We start from the raw sequence: 16,329 nt of genomic DNA on the forward strand, positions 1-16,329 counted from the left end.
CCCCCGGGTGAAGGGGCGGGTCCGGTGGCCCCTGAGGGCGTGGTCAGGACTTTACGGCGCCGGAGAGCAGGTCGAGACTCCAGAACCGCTGGACCACGAGGAAGAGCGCGATCAGCGGCAGGATCGCCAGTAGCGCACCGGTGATCACCAGCGTATAGAGGGCCGGCGTGTTCGCGCCCTGCTGGAGCAGGGTGAAGAGCCCGAGGGTGACCGGGAACTTCTCGTCGTCGCTGAGCATGATGTAGGGCAGCAGGAAGTTGTTCCAGATCGCGACGAACTGGAACAGGAACACCGTCACCAGCCCCGGCAGCATCATCGGCAGCGCGATGGTGCGGAAGATCCGCCACTCGCCGCCGCCGTCCATCCGGCCCGCCTCGATCACGTCGGGCGGCACCGCGGCCGTCGCGTAGATCCGGGCGAGGTAGACGCCGTACGGGGAGAGGACGGTGGGCAGCAGTACCGAGAGGTACGAGTCCGTGAGGTCTGCCTTGGCGAGCAGCAGGTACTGCGGGACCGCCAGGATCACCGGCGGCATCAGCACCCCGGCGAGCAGGATGTTGAAGATCGACTCCCGGCCCCGGAAGCGGTACACGGCCAGGGCGTACCCGGAGACCGCCGACACCGCCGTGGAGAGCAGGGCGCCCACCCCGGCGTAGAGGGCCGAGTTGCCCATCCACGTCCAGTAGACGCCGTCGCGGTACGCGGAGAGGTCGGCGATGTTGTCCGTGAACCCGGAGCCGGGCAGGAAGGTGAACGTGGAGAAGAGCTCGCTGCCGGACTTGGTCGACGCCACGACCACCCAGAGCACCGGCAGCAGGCAGTAGACGGCGCCCAGCAGCAGCGCCGCGGTGGGGATCGCGGCGAAGCGCCGCGGGGCACGGGCGGCCCGGGAAGGACCGGACGTCCGGGCGGCGGCCGGGAGGGTCTGCGTACTCATCGTGCATCACCCTGCTTGGTACGGGAGTTGGCGGCCCGGAGGAAGCCGAAGGACAGGGCGAGGGTGGCGAAGGCGATGATGACCGCCTGGGCCGCCGCCGCGTAGATGTCGTTGTTGACGAAGGCGTCCTGGTAGACCTTCATCAGTGGACTCCACGTGGTGGAGAGGGAGTTGGTGAGCGGCTTGAGCGTGGTGGGCTCGCTGAACACCTGGAGGGTGGCGATGATGGAGAAGAAGAACGTCAGGACCAGCGAGGGTGCCACCATCGGGATCTTGATCCGCAGCGCGGTCTGCCACTGCGAGCAGCCGTCCAGCCGGGCCGCCTCGAAGACCTCGGCGGGGATCGCCCGCAGCGAGGTGTAGATGACGATCATGTTGAAGCCGGTGCCGCCCCAGACCGCGATGTTGGCGAGCGAGGCGTAGAGCGGCCCGCCGTCCAGCAGGTCCGGCTGCGGCAGTCCGAGGTGGTCCAGCACCCAGAAGAACGGGCTGACGTCGGGCAGGTAGAGGAACCCCCACATCATCGCGGACACCACCCCGGGGATGGCGTACGGCAGGAAGATCGCCAGCCGGGTGAAGCCGCGCAGCCGGACCCGCTCGGTGTCCAGCAGCAGCGCGAACAGCAGCGCGAGGCCCAGCATCACGGGCACCACGATCAGGCCGTACCCCAGGATGCGCAGCGCGCCGTGCAGCAGCTCGGAGTCGGAGAGGGCGTCCGTGTAGTTGGCGAGGCCGGCCCAGACCTCGTCGCGGGCGCCCTTGCCGAGACCGAGGCCCTTGACCTCGGTGCGGCGGAAGCTGAGGTAGAGCGCGTAGCCGATGGGCAGGGCGAAGAAGAGCAGGAAGAGCAGGGTGGCGGGGACCAGGAAGGCGTACGGGGCGCTCTTGACCCCGTACGACCCACTGCGGCGTGCGCGTGTCACTCGGAGACTCCGAAGCCCTGCTTCTTCAGGTCGGCGACCGTGGCGTCCTGCATCGCGGTCAGCGCAGCGCCGAAGTCCGACTTGTCCTTGGCGGCCTTGGCGAACCCGTCCTTGAAGGCGGTGTACGCGACGTTGACGTTCGGGCCCCAGGCGGCGGGCGCGGTGCCCTTCGCGATGGCGGCGGCCTTGGTGTAGAAGTCGGGCTGGTTGGAGAAGTACGCCGGTGCCTGGGCGAGCGCGCCCCCGGTCTGCGCCGCGGTCGCGGCGGGGTAGATGCCGGACTCCTTCACCAGCGCGGCCAGCGCGGCGGGGTCGGTGTTCAGCCACTTCGCGAACTTCGCCGCCGCGCCCTTGTTCTTCGAGTCGTTGGTGACGGCGGTGGAGGATCCGCCCCAGCTGCCGGTGACGTTCTGGCCCGCCGTCCACTGGGGGAGCGGGGCCATGGCCCACTTGCCCGCCGTGTCGGGGGCCGCCGTGGTGAGGGTGCCGGGGGCCCAGACCGCGCTGACCCACGCGATCTGCTTACCGGTGTCGAGCGCCTTGTTCCAGGCGGGGGTGTACATCGGCTGGTTGTCGATCGCCCCCTCCTTCACCAGGCCGCCCCAGAAGTCGGCGACCTTCTGCGTCGCCGGGTCGTCGATGGCGACCTTCCACGTGTCGTCGGCGGTGGTCCACCACTGGGCTCCGGCCTGCTGGGCGAGGCCCGCGAAGAGCCCGGAGTCGTTCGAGGAGAACGTCGTCAGGTCGGTGCCGGGCGACTTCTTCTTCAGCGCGCGGGCCGTCTCGGCGAACTCGTCCCAGGTGGTCGGGACGGTCAGCCCGTACTTCTCGAACAGGTCCTCGCGGTAGTAGAACATCAGCGGGCCGGAGTCCTGCGGCAGCGCGTACAGGGCGTCCGTCCCCAGCGTCGCCTGCTGCCATATCCCGTCCGCGAAGGCGCTCTTCGCGTCCCCCGCCTCCTTCGAGATGTCCGCGAGCACGTCGTTGGAGACCAGCGTGGGCAGCGCCTGGTACTCCGCCTGCACCAGGTCGGGGGCCTTGTGCGCCTTGGCCGCGGTGATGATCTTGGTGACCAGGTCGTCGCCCGACGCCTGCTTCTTCACCGTGACCGTGATGCCCTCCTTCTTGCCCTCGCCCTTGTTCCAGATGTCCGCGACCTTGTCGAGGCCGGGCGCCCAGGACCAGTAGGTGAGCTGGGCGGGACCGGCGGCGGCCGGCGCGTCACCCTTCCCGTCGTCCGACGAGCCGCAGCCGGTGAGGAGGGCGGAGGCGGCGAGGACGACGGCCGTGGACAACGCGACGTTGCGGTGCTTCATGGTTTTCCCCTGACGAGAACCGAGGGTGCAGCGCGGGAACTGCGCTGTGAGCGTTCACAGTAGAGAAACGGAACCGACACTTGTCAATGGTTGTAACTCTGCGGTTATCTTGGCTCCGCACCACCGACCAGCCGTGTGCACGTTCCCATACTCGTGCACACAAGGGACCGAGGAGCGCCGTCGAAGGGTGGCGGCGCCACCGGAGGACCGACCGGTCGGAGTGCATCCGTACCGCCCGGTGACGGGCCGCCGCCCAACCCGGCGGCGGGCGACCGCCGTCACCGCCGAGAACGCCAGGAGACCCCCATGTCCCACACCGCTCCCCGAGGTCTGGACCGGCTCGCCTTCGGCGGCGACTACAACCCGGAACAGTGGCCGGAGGAGATCTGGCCCGAGGACGTGCGGCTCATGCGCGAGGCCGGCGTGACCATGGTCAGCGTCGGGATCTTCTCCTGGGCCCTGCTCGAACCCGAGCCCGGCACCTACGACTTCGGCTGGCTCGACCGCGTACTCGACCTGCTCCACGAAGGCGGCATCCGTGTCGACCTCGGCACCCCGACCGTCGCCCCGCCCGCCTGGTTCTACCGCGCCCACCCCGAGGCGCTCCCGGTGAACCGCGACGGGGTCCGGTACGCCTTCGGCTCACGCGGCGCCATCTGCCACAGCAACCCCGACTACCGCGCCGCCGCCGCCCGCATCACCGAGGAGATCGCCCGCCACTACGCCGGCCACCCCGCCCTCGCGCTCTGGCACGTCCACAACGAGTACGGCGTCCCGGTCTCCGCCTGCTACTGCGACAACTGCGCCGCCCACTTCCGCCGCTGGCTCACCGCCCGCCACGGATCGGTCGACGCCGTCAACAAGGCATGGGGCACCGCCTTCTGGGGCCAGCGCTACCGCACCCTCGACGAGATCGACCCGCCGCGCACCACCCCCACCGTCGGCAACCCCTCCCAGCAGCTCGACTACCGCCGCTTCGCCGACGCCACCCTGCGGGAGAACTTCACGGCCGAACGCGACATCCTGCACCGGCTCGCCCCCGGCATCCCGGTCACCACCAACTTCATGACCGCGCTCAGCCAGTGCGACTCCATCGACTACTGGGCCTGGGGCCGCGAGGTCGACCTCGTCACCAACGACCACTACCTGATCACCGACGGCCGCCGCACCCACGTCAACCTCGCGATGGCCGCCGACCTCACCCGCTCCGTCGCGGGCGGCGCCCCCTGGCTGCTCCTCGAACACTCGACCAGCGGCGTCAACTGGCAGCCCCGCAACCCCGCCAAGCGCCCCGGCGAGATGGCCCGCAACAGCCTCGCGCACGTGGCCCGGGGCTCGGACGGCGCCATGTTCTTCCAGTGGCGCCAGTCCCGCGGCGGCGCCGAGAAGTTCCACTCCGCGATGCTCCCGCACGGCGGCACCGACACCCGGATCTGGCGCGAGGTCACCCGCCTCGGCGCCGACCTCGGCCTCCTCGACGGCATCCGGGGCACCCGTACGGTCGCCGACGCCGCGATGGTCTGGGACTGGCAGTCCTGGTGGGCCCAGTCCCTGGAGTGGCGCCCGAGCCAGGACCACGACGCCCGCGAGCGCGCCGACGCCTATTACCTCTCGCTCTACGACCGTCACCTCACCGTGGACTTCGCCCACCCCGAGGCCGACCTCTCGGCCTACCCGCTGGTCGTCGTACCCGCCCTCTACCTCGCCACCGAGCAGGCGGGGGAGAACCTGCGCCGGTACGTCGAAGGGGGCGGCACCCTCGTCGTCTCGTACTTCTCCGGCATCGTGGACCCCGACGACAACGTCCACCCCGGCGCCTACCCCGGCGTCCTGCGGGACGTCCTCGGACTGACCGTCGAGGAGTTCTCCCCGCTCGGCGAGGGCGACACCGTCCGCCTCATCACCCCCGAGGGCGCCCCCGAGGGCCCCGCCCTCACCGGCGACCTCTGGTCGGACGTGGTCGTTCCGCGCGGCGCCGAGACCGCCTGGTCGTACGCGGACGGGGTCGCCGCGGGCCGCCCCGCCGTCACCCGCAACCGCCTCGGCTCCGGCACCGCCTGGTACGTCTCCACCCGGCTCTCCGGCGCCGGCCTCGACGCCGTACTGGACCGCGCCTGCGAGGACGCCCGGATCGCCCCGCGCACCTCGCTCCCGCACGACGTCGAGGTGGTCCGCCGGACCGGGGAGACCGGCAGCTACCTCTTCGTCATCAACCACACCGGGGGCGACACCAAGGTGCCGCTCGACGCCCCCGGCACCGAACTCCTCACCGGCGAGCCCGCCTCCGGACACCTCGCCGTCCCGGCGGGCGCGGTCCGGGTCGTACGGCTCGACGCCTGAGGCGTACCACCAGCCCCTCACGTAACACCAGCACCACGCGCCATCCGCACCACCTGTGTCACCCCCGTATCCCGCACAACGGTCGAAGGGACATCGACGACGATGTACGGAAAGACGCTGTTCGGCAGGACGAAAGACGAACCGGGAGCGGCGGCCCGCCGCACCCCGCGCGGCGGACGCCGGGCCGCCGCCGCGCTCACCGCCCTCGGCGGGCTGATGCTCGCCGGGCTCCCCGCCCAGGCCGCCCACGCGGCGGCCACCGTCACCAACCCCGGCTTCGAATCGGGCGCCACCGGCTGGACGGCCTACTCCGCCGGAGGCCAGACCGCCGCCTCCTTCACCGAGGCCGGAGGCCACGCGGGCACCACCCGGCTCAGCCACTGGTCGGCCTCCGCCTACAAGGTGGAGACGTACCAGTACCTCTCCGGGCTGACGGACGGCACGTACACCCTCAGCGCCTGGGTCCGCTCCAGCGGCGGCCAGAACTCCGCCTACATCGCCCTGCGCAACTGCGGCTCCGCCGAACAGCGCACCGACCTGCCGCCCACCGCCAACGGCGCCTGGATACGGCTGGTGACCTCCGTCAAGGTCACCGGCGGCGCCTGCACCATCAGCCTCAACTCCGACGCGCACGCCGGGGAATGGGCCAACTTCGACGACATCTCCTTCACCTCGGGCACCACCGGCCTCAGCGTCAAGGGCGGCGACCTCTCCACCCTCCCCAAGAACGAGGCCCACGGCGCCGTCTACCGCAACGCGAGCGGCACCACCGGCGACGCCATGACCCTGCTGCACTCCGCCGGAATGAACTACGTACGCCTCAAGGTGTGGGTGAACCCGGCGGACGGCTTCAACGACAAGGCCCACGTCCTCGCCATGGCCAAGCGCGCCAAGGCGCTCGGCATGAAGGTCCTCGTCGACTTCCACTACTCCGACGCCTGGGCCGACCCCGGCAAGCAGACCAAGCCCGCCGCCTGGGCCGGTCACAACTACGCCCAGCTCAAGACCGACGTCTACAACCACACCTACGACGTGCTCAACGCCCTCAAGGCCCAGGGCACCACCGCCGACATGGTCCAGATCGGCAACGAGATCAACGCCGGAATGCTCTGGCCCGAGGGCTCCACCGACAACTGGTCCCAGCTCGCCGGACTCCTCACCTCCGGCGCCAACGCCGCCAAGGCCGTCTCCTCCGGCACGAAGGTCGCCCTGCACCTCGCCAAGGGCGGCGACAACGCCGGCACCCGCTGGTGGTTCGACAACGCCGTCGCCTACGGCGTGCCGTTCGACGTCATCGCCCTCTCGTACTACGGGTACTGGCACGGCGCCCTCTCCGACCTCCAGACCAACCTGGACGACGCCGCCTCCCGCTACGGCAAGCCGGTCCTCGTCGCCGAGACCGCCTACGCCCACACCCTCGCGGACAAGGACGGCCTGGAGAACAACATCGCCACCGCCGACCAGCTCGTCACCGGCTACCCCGCCACCCCGGCGGGCCAGGCCGCCAACCTCCGCGACGTCCTCAACGTCGTCGAAGCCGTCCCGGGCGGCCGGGGCCTCGGCGCCGTCTACTGGGAACCCGCCTGGACCGCCGTCACCGGCAGCGGCTGGGACCCGGCCGACGCCGCCTCCGGCAACGCCTGGGAGAACCAGGCGCTCTTCGACTACAACGAAAAGCTGCTCCCGGCGGCGAGCTGGTTCTCGCACCGGTAGGTGGTGTGTCGGAAGTCCCGCCTGACCTGCGGGCGGACGGCGCCACTTTCGACTCACGGCCTAGGACGCAGGGCGTCCGGCACGTGACGATGCCCCGCCGCGCTTCGGGTTCCGAGGGCGGCGGGGCTCCTTCGTTGAGGTGCGGCCGTCTGTTCATGCGTAGGTGCTTTCAACTCACACAAAAGGCTTCAGAGTTGAAATAGGACGACGCTGACGGATGTGGCTGAGTTGTGGTGCGCGCTCGCGCCGAGGAACGGCTAGATTTCCCTCTCCCACGCCCGAGGAAGCCGACCATCATGTTCGAACCGATCACAGAGCTGTCCCTGACCGCCGAGTGCGCCAGTGGCCTGTCGTGTGGAGCGGCTGATTGCGCGCTTTCCGGAAAGTCGCCCCGGAACACGGCAAGCTGAGGGCCATCGTTCGTCCGGCAGGGAGATCTCCATGAACGCAGTCCTGACCACTGACCACCCCGCGTGGGACACCGACGGAAACGGCCGGCTCGTGAGAGCTGTGCGCAGTTCGAGCGGACTGTGGTGTGTTTCGTGGGGGGTTCAGGAACTGGAACTGCGGTGCGTGGAAGGTGCGGAGGACGTCAAGCCCGCCGTGTTGACCACTGATCCCTCGCAGTTGCCCACGACCGTTCCGTCCGGACTTCGAGAAGGGCTCCTCGGGCTCGGTGTGACACGGCGGCTGGCCAACCCCTGGTTGTGGGACGCTATGACCACGGCGATCCTGCGCCAGGTCGTCCGTGCGGAGCAGGCGCGTCGTCTCTACCGCACGTGGTGCCGCTCCTACGGCCACACGGTGCAGACGGGTTCCGGGGTGCTGGCCGTGGCTCCCGCTCCGGAACGGGTCCTGGAGCTCAGTGACGACCAGTTCACAGCGGTGGGCGCACGGTTCCACCGCAAGGCCTTGCGGGCCGCTGCGTCCGCGTACCTTGAACACGGCCTCCACTGGCGGGCATTGAGCCCCGACGAGCTCGTTCCCGCCCTGATCGAGGTCCCCAGGATCGGCCCCTGGACCGCAGCCGCGGCGACAGCCGACTTCACGGGTGACTTCACTCTCTACCCGCACGCGGATCTCGCGGTGCGTACTTGGGCAGCCCGAATCGCACCGGACCACAGCTGGCCGGATACCGAGAAGGACTTCCTGCCGTACTGGCGCAGCCTCGCGCCGACAGTTCGTGATCTGCACACCCTCACCCTTGCCACACTCACCTGGGGGGCCCATGCCCGCATCGAGGAGCAAGCACTTACCCGACTCTGAGTTCGTCGCCGGGATCGATCCGAGTCGCCCGGTCGACGCCGTTTTCGTCAACGCGCCGCTGCGCGACTACACCGTGCGACCCCGCGTCAACGACTACACGCTGCCCGTGCTCGGTCTCGGATACATCGCTACTTACGCCAAGGCTCACGGCTTCAACGTCGGGGTGCTGGACGCCGAGGCCCACGGGCTGGGCATCCAGCGGACCGCCGAGATCGTCAACGCGATCGGACCGAGGTGGGCCGGTTTCAATCTGCTGGCCCCGACCTACACCCTGTCGGCCAGGATTTGTTCCCTGCTTGATCCGCAGATCCTGGTGATGGCGGGCGGTCACCATGCGAAGGCGGCACCGGACCTGGTCCTCGGAGACGACCGGTTCCGGCATCTGGCGGCCTTGGTCACCGGCGAGGGGGAGACCCGTGTCACGGCTCTCCTCGGGGACATGCACCGCCGGGCGGAACTGCCGCAAGTCTTCTGGCGCGATCACCGCCTGGGCACTACCAACGCCGGTATCAGCCACCGCGACCGGCAGCAGTGGCTTTCTCCCGACATAGACACGCTCCCGTTCGTGGACCGCGCCTTTCTGCAACAGGACCCCTACCGGGCCGACGACGGACGTATGGAAGCGAACCTCGTGTGTTCCCGGGGCTGCCCGTACGAATGCGGGTTCTGCGGCGCCGCAGCTTCCATGAATCCGGATGTGGCCATCCGAACCCGCGATCCTCGCAACATCATCGGGGAAATGGACCTCCTCAACGCCCAGTACGGAACGACGGCCTTCCGTGCGGTCGACGACCTCTTCCTGGGGGCACGGCGTGTGATCCGTCCGGCCATGGAAGCCTTCACCCGCGCACGGGTCGGAGACAGGTACACCTGGGATGCGACGGGCCGGATCAACGTCCTGGACCGGGAAGACGATCACTCACTGGCCAGCCTCGCGGCCAATGGTCTCCGCGAAGTTGCCCTGGGCATCGAGTCGGGATCGGCCCGCATCCTGCAGAAGATGGACAAGCGGATCACACCGGAAATGACTCACACGGTCACCCGCCGCCTGTTGGAACGAGGCATCAACGTCAAGGGCTACTTCATTCTGGGATATCCCGGGGAGTCCCATGCCGATGCCCGCGAAACCGTTGCCCACATCCATCAGCTGTGGGAGCTGTCCGACCGGCTTCCCGGTACATTCCGAGCCAGCGTGTTTACCTTCCGCCCGTATCCCGGCTCCCCGGTCTGGGCGGACCTGGTGCGTCAGGGCTACGACCCGGACCGGATGCGGAACTACAGCGATGTGGATCTCACCGACCACGGTGCCGACGAAGCCATGCGCGGCAGGGACGAGTTCAACTTCACGACGGGTCTCCAGTTCGGTGAAGTCCCTCTCGCCGAACTCAACCAGTACTTGGCCGATCTCTCGCGCGAGCAGTTTCACCGCGGTGCCGGCCCGAAGGCAGTGGCATGACCACGCCCCGGGGGCCACTCATCACCATCGACGGACCCGGCGGGATCGGGAAGTCCACCGCACTCCGCGCGACGCGTCTTGCGCTCGAAGCCGCGGGTCATACCGTCCACACCACCACTCAACCCTCCGCGTCCGCCTATGGAAAGGCCGTTCGCGAGGCCGCGCAGTCCATGCGCGGCCGGGCCCTCGCCCTGGCTGTCGCCGCGGACCGGCTGCACCAGCTCGACACCGAGATTCGTCCCGCCCGCCGTGCCGCTCGTACGGTCCTCGTGGATCGCTACCTTCCCTCCACCCTGGTCCTCCAACGCGCGGACGGCGTGTCCGTGGACGACATACTGGCCTTGAACGTGGGCGTGGATGTGCCGGACCTGTCCGTGATCCTCCTCGCGGACGCCGGAGAGATCATGGACAGACTCGCCGGGCGGGGCACCCGCCACCGATTCGAGACCGATCCTGCCAGTTCCCAGCGCGAACTGGACCTCTACCGCGAGGCGATCCCTGTTCTCCAGCGGCTCAAGTACCGCATTCTCACGATCGACGCCACCCGCCTCACGCCTGAGGGTGTAGCCCGCGCAATCGTCGGCGCAGCGCCCGCGCCAACCGCTACCGTCACCACGACCACGGCCCCGACTCGATAGAGAACCCATGAGCACCCAAACCCGACTCCCCACCCCCGTCCGCCCGATCATCGACGTCCACGTGATCGTCCGGGACGGCGAGAAGCTCCTGCTGTCCCAGCGCGGCGGCCCCTACGGACACGGCCGGTGGCACGCGCCGTCCGGGAAGCTCGACGACGGGGAGGCCCTCACCGCGGGAGCCGCGCGGGAACTGGAGGAGGAGACGGGGCTGCACGTCGACCCGGGGGCGCTCACCCTCCTGCACACCGTCGTCCACCACCAGGGCGACGGCACACCGGACCGCATCGGCTACTTCTACGAGGCCCGCGCGTTCACCGGGCATCCGGTGAACCGCGAGCCCGACAAGTGCCTCGACCTGCGGTGGTTCGCCGAGCACGACCTGCCCGAGGACCTGATCGAGTACCCCGCCGCAGGGCTGCGCGCCAGCCTCACCAGCCCCGGCGGGGTCACCTTCCACAACTGGCCGTAGAAGTGGAGGGCGCACCGCACGTCGAGAAGCCTGGAGCGGGGTGGCGGATGCTTCCCTGTCCGGGAGAGAGCCCGGGAGAGAGCCCGGGACGGAGGAGTGGTGCGCGATGAGGCTGGTACTGCAGGAGTTCGTGTCGCTGGACGGGGTCTCCCAGGGGCCCGGTTCCCCCGACGAGGACACCAGCGACGGATTCACCGGGGGCGGCTGGTTCGTGCCGCATCTGGACGAGGCGTTCGAGCGGGTGGCCGGCGACTGGCTCGGCAGGGCGGACGCGTTCCTGTTCGGCCGCCGCACGTACGAGAACTTCGCGCGGGACTGGCCGGCGATGACCGACCATCCGAACGCCCGCATCCTGAACGGCTCGCCGAAGTACGTCGCCTCCCGGACCCTCACCGAGGCCGGGTGGGCGCCGACCACGATCCTGTCCGGCGACGTCCCCGCCCAGGTCGCCGCGTTGAAGCGGCAGCCCGGCCGCGAGCTCCAGATCCACGGCAGCGCCCGGCTCGGCCACTGTCTGCTGACAGCCGGTCTGGTCGACGAGGTGCGCCTCGCGATCGCCCCCGTGGTGGTGGGCGGCGGACGGCGCCTGTTCCCGGAGGCCGGCACCCCGGTCGGCCTGCGCCTGCTCCACCACGAGACGACCCCGCGCGGTGTCGCGGTGCACCTCTACGAGCCGACGGGCCTTCCGGAGTACGGGACGTACGGGGGCTGACGCCCGGAAGCGCCGACCCACGTACGCCTCGTCCCGGGGCCGGTCAGCCGGTGAAGCCCTGGTCGCTCAGCGCCTTCTCGACGCGGGCGCGGTGGTCCGCCTCCCAGGCGTCGAGGGACTGCTCGGCCTCCTTGGCGAGCTTCGCCCGCGCGGCCGCGAGGATCTCCTCCTGGCGGGCGGCGGGGGTGACGACGATGCCCTCCTCGTCCGCGACGACGATGTCGCCGGGGTGCACCAGCACGCCGCCGACGCGGGCCGGCTCACCGAGTGCGCCGACCTTCTTCTTCGTGCCGGGAATCGGGATGACTCCGCGCGAGAAGACCGGGAAGCCGGCCTCGCGCACCTCGCCGAGGTCGCGTATGACGCCGTCCACGACGAAGGCCGCGACGCCCCGGCGCTGGGCGATGGCGCACACGTTGCCGCCGGCCAGCGCGTAGTCCACGTCGCCCGACTCCACGACGATGACCGAGCCCGGCTCGGCGCGGTAGATCGCGGCGTGCAGCATCAGGTTGTCGCCGGGCTCGCACCGCACGGTGTAGGCGGGTCCGGCGACCCGCGGCGAGTTCCACAGCGGGCGGATGCCGATGTCCATGATCTGCTCGCGGCCCAGCAGTTCGGCCAGGGTGGTGGGGGGAATGTCCTTGAAAGCGGCGTTCATTGGCGTCTCTGTTCCTTCGTGTGACGAGCCGGCCGGCAGCGGGCCGGCCGTGGTCTTCACCAGGCCGTGAAGGCGGTGTTCCCGGTTGACATCATGGTCGGAGTCCGAGCCGCGCGGGAGGTCGGGTTGCTCACACTGCCGGAGATCGCCGAGGACCCCCTGTCCGCAGACGTCCTCTCCACTCCGCAATCTCGCCATGCGGGACGTCATTGCTCGCATGGTGGACTGATCGCTAACGTCCGGAGCCATGACTGAACTCGTGGAAGTCCCGCCGTTCGCGCGGGTCGAGGAGCTGGACGGCCTGCCGGGGCGCGTGGTTCTGGCGGACGTGAGGTGGTATCTGGACGGGCGCTCGGGGCGCGCCGCGTACGAGGGGGGACACCTGCCGGGCGCGGTCTTCGCGGACCTCGACCGCTGGCTGACCGGGCCCCCCACGCCGGTGGGCGGCAGGAACCCCCTTCCCGCGCCGGAGCTGTTCGCCGAAGGCATGCGGGAGCTGGGCATCGGTGACGACGACATCGTGGTGGCCTACGACGACCAGGGCGGGGTCATCGCGGCCCGTCTGGTCTGGATGCTCCGGGTCACCGGGCGCCGGTCGGCGATCCTCGACGGCGGGCTCGCCGCCTACCTCGACGCACACCCCGGTTCCCTGACGACCGACGAACCGAAGCCGGAGGAGGGCGAGTTCTCCGTACGCCCCTGGCCCGCCGAGGCCCTGGTGGAGGCCGACGGTCTGGTGGGGCCGGAGGTCCTGACCGTCGACGCCCGCAACCGGGACCGCTTCGTCGGGGCGCAGGACCCGGTCGACCCCCGCCCGGGCCATGTGCCCGGTGCTGCGAACGTCCCCTGCCGGGAGAACCTGGACGGCCTCGGCCGACTGCTGCCCGTCCAGGCGATCCGGGACAACTTCGCCGCCGGGGGCGTGGACGCGGACACCGCGCCGAAGGTCGTCTCCTACTGCGGGTCGGGCGTGACGGCCTGCCACAACCTCCTGACCCTGGAGCACACCGGGCTCGGCCGGGGCCGGCTCTACGTCGGCGGCTGGTCCGCCTACAGCCGCGACGAGGCCCGCCCGGTGGAGACCGGTCCCGCTCGCTGAGACGGGCGGATCCGACTCCGTATCCGGCGCGTACGACGGGGCGGGACGGTCCGAAACCGGCCCGCCCCGCCCCGTCGCGCGACTCCCGCTACCGCACCGGGGTGAAGTCCCGGGCCCCGATGAACCCGGGGCGGCGCACCGGAGCCTGGAAGGGCTCCTGCGCCGGGTTCTCCACGCTGTTGAAGACGATGAAGACGTTGCTGCGCGGGAACGGGGTGATGTTGTCGCCCGATCCGTGCATGGCGTTGCAGTCGAACCAGGTCGCCGAACCCGCCCTGCCCGTGAAGAGCTTGATGCCGTGCGCCTCGGCCATCTCCGACAGCGCCTCGTCGGACGGGATGCCCGCGTCCTGCATCTGAAGGGACTTCTTGTAGTTGTCGGCCGGCGTCTCGCCCGCGCAGCCGAGGAACGACCGGTGCGAACCGGGCATGATCATCAGCCCGCCGTTGGTGTCGTGGTTCTCGGTCAGCGCGATCGAGACGGAGACGGTCCGCATGTTCGGCAGACCGTCCTCCGCGTGCCAGGTCTCGAAGTCCGAGTGCCAGTAGAAGCCCGAGGCGCCGAAGCCCGGCTTCACGTTGATCCGGGACTGGTGTACGTACACGTCCGAGCCGAGGATCTGCCGGGCCGCGCCCACCAGCCTCTCGTCGGAGACCAGCCGGGCGAACGCCTCGCTGATCCGGTGCACCTCGAAGACGGAACGCACCTTCCCGGACTGCGGCTCGACGACCGACCGTTCGTCGGCCCGGATCGCCGGATCGGCGATCAGCCGCTCCATCTCGGCCCGGTAGCCCGCGACTTCGTCCGGAGTGAGCAGCTGGTCGACGGCGAGGAAGCCGTCCCGCTCGAACGTGAGGAGGCTCTGTACGGGTACGGGCCCCGGGGCGCCCGGCGCGGACCAGACGACCGGGTCCCGGCGGGGAGTGATCGTCTCGGCGGCACCGCGCGAGGGGTACAGATCGGTGCGCGCGTACGTGGTCATGGTCAGGCCTCCTCGGTCAGCAGCGGGTAGACGCCGTTCTCGTCGTGGTCCTCCCGTCCGGTGACGGGCGGGTTGAAGACGCAGACGCAGTGGAAGTCGGTCTTCGGCCGGAGCGTGTGGTGCTCGTGGCCGTTGAGCAGGTACATGGCGCCGGGGGTGATCCAGTGCTTCTCGCCGGTGTCGTCGTTGGTGAGTTCGGCCTCCCCCTGGGTGCACAGGACGGCCTCGATGTGGTTCGCGTACCACATCGACGTCTCCGTGCCCGCGTACAGGATGGTCTCGTGGAGCGAGAAGCCGACCTTCTCCTTGGCGAGCACGATGCGCTTGCTCTCCCAGGTGCCGGAGGCGGACTTCACGTGCCGGTCGGTGTTCTCGATGTCGCTGAACGAACGGACGATCACGGTGGTGTGGTGCCTTTCTCTGCGGCGGTTCTCCAGTGCCCGGGCCGGCCAGTGGCGGCCGGTGGGGTACTCGGTGCCCGCCTGCCCGGAAGTCCCGGGCCCAGGCGGGAGGTTCATGGCGGAACGGGCCGGTCAGGCGGCCGTTTCGCGGACGGACCGGGCCAGCGTGCGCAGCCCTTCGTCCAGCTCCTCGGGGGTGATGGTCAGCGGCGGCAGCAGTTTCACGACCTCGCTCCGCGGACCCGAGGTCTCCAGCAGCAGCCCCAGCTCGAAGGCGCGTGCGGTGACCGCCGAGGCGCGCGCCGGGTCGGTGAACTCCAGGCCCCACACGAGGCCCCGGCCCCGGAAGGAGGCGGTGGGCTCCTCGGCGCAGAGGGAGAGCAGCGTCTGCTCCACCTGTTCGCCGCGGGCCTTCGTCTGCCGCTCCATGTGGCCGTCCGCCCAGTAGGCGTCGAGCGCGGCGGCGGCGGTGACGAACGCGGGGTTGTTGCCGCGGAAGGTGCCGTTGTGCTCGCCGGGCTCCCAGACGTCCAGCTCAGGGGTGAACAGGCAGAGGGACATGGGCAGTCCGTAGCCGCTGATGGACTTCGACAGGGTGACGATGTCCGGCACGATGCCCGCCTCCTCGAAGGAGAAGAAGGCGCCGGTCCGTCCGCAGCCCATCTGGATGTCGTCGACGATCAGCAGCATGTCCTGCCGGTGGCAGAGCTCCTGGAGCGCGCGCAGCCACTCGGCGCGGGCGACGTTGATACCGCCCTCGCCCTGGACGGTCTCCACGATCACGGCTGCGGGCTTGTTCAGCCCGGAGCCCTGGTCCTCCAACAGCCGCTCGAACCAGAGGAAGTCGGGGACCTGGCCGTCGAAGTAGTTGTCGAACGGCATCGGCGTGCCGTGCACCAGCGGGATGCCCGCACCGGCCCGCTTGAACGCGTTGCCGGTCACGGCGAGCGAGCCGAGCGACATCCCGTGGAAGGCGTTGGTGAAGGAGACCACGGACTCGCGGCCCTTCACCTTGCGCGCCAGCTTCAGGGCCACCTCGACCGCGTTGGTACCGGTCGGGCCCGGGAACATCACCTTGTACGGCAGATCGCGCGGGCGCAGGATCACGTTCTGGAAGGTCTCCAGGAAGGCGCGCTTCGCGGTCGTCGCCATGTCCAGGCCGTGGGTGACGCCGTCCCGCTCGATGTAGTCGAGCAACGCCCGTTTCAGAACAGGGTTGTTGTGGCCGTAGTTGAGTGATCCGGCACCGGCGAAGAAGTCCAGGTAGCTGTGGCCGTCCTCGTCGGTCAGCCGGGCGCCCCGCGCGTGGTCGAACACGGCGGGCCAGCTCCGGCAGTAGCTCCGGACCTCGGACTCCAGGGTCTCGAAGACGCTCAGGGCGGGCGGGGTGATGGTCACGGCGATCTCCTGAGGGTTGTG

15 protein-coding genes are annotated in these 16,329 nt (G+C 69.9%); 8 read left to right on the plus strand and 7 right to left on the minus strand.

The window, feature by feature from the left end; genetic code table 11:
- Positions 1-43: 43 nt before the first annotated feature.
- From ACWCWD_RS07290 to ACWCWD_RS07300, 3 genes are read right to left on the minus strand one after another with little or no spacing between them, the layout of a single operon-like run.
- On the minus strand, positions 44-937 hold the full coding sequence (locus tag ACWCWD_RS07290) for a carbohydrate ABC transporter permease (protein ID WP_450770855.1): 894 nt from the start codon (positions 935-937) through the stop codon (positions 44-46).
- Positions 934-1,860, minus strand: a complete 927-nt coding sequence (locus ACWCWD_RS07295) for a carbohydrate ABC transporter permease (RefSeq protein ID WP_450770856.1) — start codon at positions 1,858-1,860, stop codon at positions 934-936. Before ACWCWD_RS07295 ends, ACWCWD_RS07290 begins: the two co-directional genes overlap by 4 nt.
- Positions 1,857-3,176: an extracellular solute-binding protein gene (locus tag ACWCWD_RS07300; RefSeq protein WP_450770858.1), complete on the minus strand. Its 1,320-nt coding sequence runs from the start codon at positions 3,174-3,176 to the stop codon at positions 1,857-1,859. The genes ACWCWD_RS07295 and ACWCWD_RS07300 overlap by 4 nt, the downstream gene beginning before the upstream one ends.
- A 306-nt stretch (positions 3,177-3,482) precedes the next feature.
- Between ACWCWD_RS07300 and ACWCWD_RS07305 the strand changes: the two genes are divergently transcribed.
- From ACWCWD_RS07305 to ACWCWD_RS07335, 7 genes are all read left to right on the plus strand, one after another.
- Positions 3,483-5,516: a beta-galactosidase gene (locus ACWCWD_RS07305; RefSeq protein WP_450770860.1), complete on the plus strand. Its 2,034-nt coding sequence runs from the start codon at positions 3,483-3,485 to the stop codon at positions 5,514-5,516.
- A gap of 216 nt (positions 5,517-5,732) precedes the next feature.
- Positions 5,733-7,229, plus strand: a complete 1,497-nt coding sequence (locus ACWCWD_RS07310) for a glycoside hydrolase family 53 protein (protein ID WP_450771018.1) — start codon at positions 5,733-5,735, stop codon at positions 7,227-7,229.
- Positions 7,230-7,670: 441 nt separating this feature from the next.
- Entirely contained in the window at positions 7,671-8,495 is an 825-nt protein-coding gene (locus ACWCWD_RS07315; protein ID WP_450770862.1) for a hypothetical protein, read from the plus strand.
- Positions 8,458-9,951 (plus strand): B12-binding domain-containing radical SAM protein, encoded by a 1,494-nt coding sequence (locus tag ACWCWD_RS07320; protein ID WP_450770864.1) that lies wholly within the window; start codon positions 8,458-8,460, stop codon positions 9,949-9,951. Before ACWCWD_RS07315 ends, ACWCWD_RS07320 begins: the two co-directional genes overlap by 38 nt.
- On the plus strand, positions 9,948-10,589 hold the full coding sequence (locus tag ACWCWD_RS07325; protein WP_450770866.1) for a dTMP kinase: 642 nt from the start codon (positions 9,948-9,950) through the stop codon (positions 10,587-10,589). Before ACWCWD_RS07320 ends, ACWCWD_RS07325 begins: the two co-directional genes overlap by 4 nt.
- A gap of 7 nt (positions 10,590-10,596) precedes the next feature.
- Positions 10,597-11,058 (plus strand): NUDIX domain-containing protein, encoded by a 462-nt coding sequence (locus ACWCWD_RS07330; RefSeq protein WP_450770867.1) that lies wholly within the window; start codon positions 10,597-10,599, stop codon positions 11,056-11,058.
- A gap of 106 nt (positions 11,059-11,164) precedes the next feature.
- On the plus strand, positions 11,165-11,770 hold the full coding sequence (locus ACWCWD_RS07335) for a dihydrofolate reductase family protein (protein WP_450770869.1): 606 nt from the start codon (positions 11,165-11,167) through the stop codon (positions 11,768-11,770).
- A gap of 43 nt (positions 11,771-11,813) precedes the next feature.
- Here ACWCWD_RS07335 and ACWCWD_RS07340 read toward each other — a convergent pair whose 3' ends face one another.
- On the minus strand, positions 11,814-12,428 hold the full coding sequence (locus tag ACWCWD_RS07340) for an RraA family protein (RefSeq protein ID WP_450770871.1): 615 nt from the start codon (positions 12,426-12,428) through the stop codon (positions 11,814-11,816).
- Positions 12,429-12,675: 247 nt separating this feature from the next.
- Between ACWCWD_RS07340 and ACWCWD_RS07345 the strand changes: the two genes are divergently transcribed.
- Positions 12,676-13,527 carry a sulfurtransferase gene (locus tag ACWCWD_RS07345; RefSeq protein WP_450770872.1) on the plus strand — a complete coding sequence of 284 codons (852 nt, stop codon included), beginning with the start codon at positions 12,676-12,678 and terminating at the stop codon, positions 13,525-13,527.
- Between the two features lie 88 nt (positions 13,528-13,615).
- On the opposite strand, the gene thpD is transcribed toward ACWCWD_RS07345, so the two are convergent.
- The 3 genes from thpD to ectB form a co-directional block, all read right to left on the minus strand.
- On the minus strand, positions 13,616-14,509 hold the full coding sequence (gene thpD, locus ACWCWD_RS07350; RefSeq protein ID WP_450770874.1) for an ectoine hydroxylase: 894 nt from the start codon (positions 14,507-14,509) through the stop codon (positions 13,616-13,618).
- Between the two features lie 2 nt (positions 14,510-14,511).
- Positions 14,512-14,910 carry an ectoine synthase gene (locus tag ACWCWD_RS07355; RefSeq protein ID WP_450771019.1) on the minus strand — a complete coding sequence of 133 codons (399 nt, stop codon included), beginning with the start codon at positions 14,908-14,910 and terminating at the stop codon, positions 14,512-14,514.
- 132 nt (positions 14,911-15,042) lie between these two features.
- A complete protein-coding gene (gene ectB, locus ACWCWD_RS07360) occupies positions 15,043-16,308 on the minus strand; it encodes a diaminobutyrate--2-oxoglutarate transaminase (protein ID WP_450770875.1) in 1,266 nt (421 codons plus the stop codon).
- Positions 16,309-16,329: the final 21 nt, after the last annotated feature.

Source organism: Streptomyces sp. NPDC001493 (assembly GCF_053597235.1).

Excerpts from the sequence above, each read along its gene's own strand:
- ACWCWD_RS07290 (WP_450770855.1), bottom strand. The coding sequence starts at position 937 with ATGAGTACGCAGACCCTCCCGGCCGCCGCCCGGACGTCCGGTCCTTCC.
- ACWCWD_RS07300 (WP_450770858.1), bottom strand. The coding sequence starts at position 3,176 with ATGAAGCACCGCAACGTCGCGTTGTCCACGGCCGTCGTCCTCGCCGCC.
- ACWCWD_RS07305 (WP_450770860.1), top strand. The coding sequence starts at position 3,483 with ATGTCCCACACCGCTCCCCGAGGTCTGGACCGGCTCGCCTTCGGCGGC.
- ACWCWD_RS07310 (WP_450771018.1), top strand. The coding sequence starts at position 5,733 with ATGCTCGCCGGGCTCCCCGCCCAGGCCGCCCACGCGGCGGCCACCGTC.
- ACWCWD_RS07315 (WP_450770862.1), top strand. The coding sequence starts at position 7,671 with ATGAACGCAGTCCTGACCACTGACCACCCCGCGTGGGACACCGACGGA.
- ACWCWD_RS07320 (WP_450770864.1), top strand. The coding sequence starts at position 8,458 with ATGCCCGCATCGAGGAGCAAGCACTTACCCGACTCTGAGTTCGTCGCC.
- ACWCWD_RS07325 (WP_450770866.1), top strand. The coding sequence starts at position 9,948 with ATGACCACGCCCCGGGGGCCACTCATCACCATCGACGGACCCGGCGGG.
- ACWCWD_RS07330 (WP_450770867.1), top strand. The coding sequence starts at position 10,597 with ATGAGCACCCAAACCCGACTCCCCACCCCCGTCCGCCCGATCATCGAC.
- ACWCWD_RS07335 (WP_450770869.1), top strand. The coding sequence starts at position 11,165 with ATGAGGCTGGTACTGCAGGAGTTCGTGTCGCTGGACGGGGTCTCCCAG.
- ACWCWD_RS07340 (WP_450770871.1), bottom strand. The coding sequence starts at position 12,428 with ATGAACGCCGCTTTCAAGGACATTCCCCCCACCACCCTGGCCGAACTG.
- ACWCWD_RS07345 (WP_450770872.1), top strand. The coding sequence starts at position 12,676 with ATGACTGAACTCGTGGAAGTCCCGCCGTTCGCGCGGGTCGAGGAGCTG.
- thpD (WP_450770874.1), bottom strand. The coding sequence starts at position 14,509 with ATGACCACGTACGCGCGCACCGATCTGTACCCCTCGCGCGGTGCCGCC.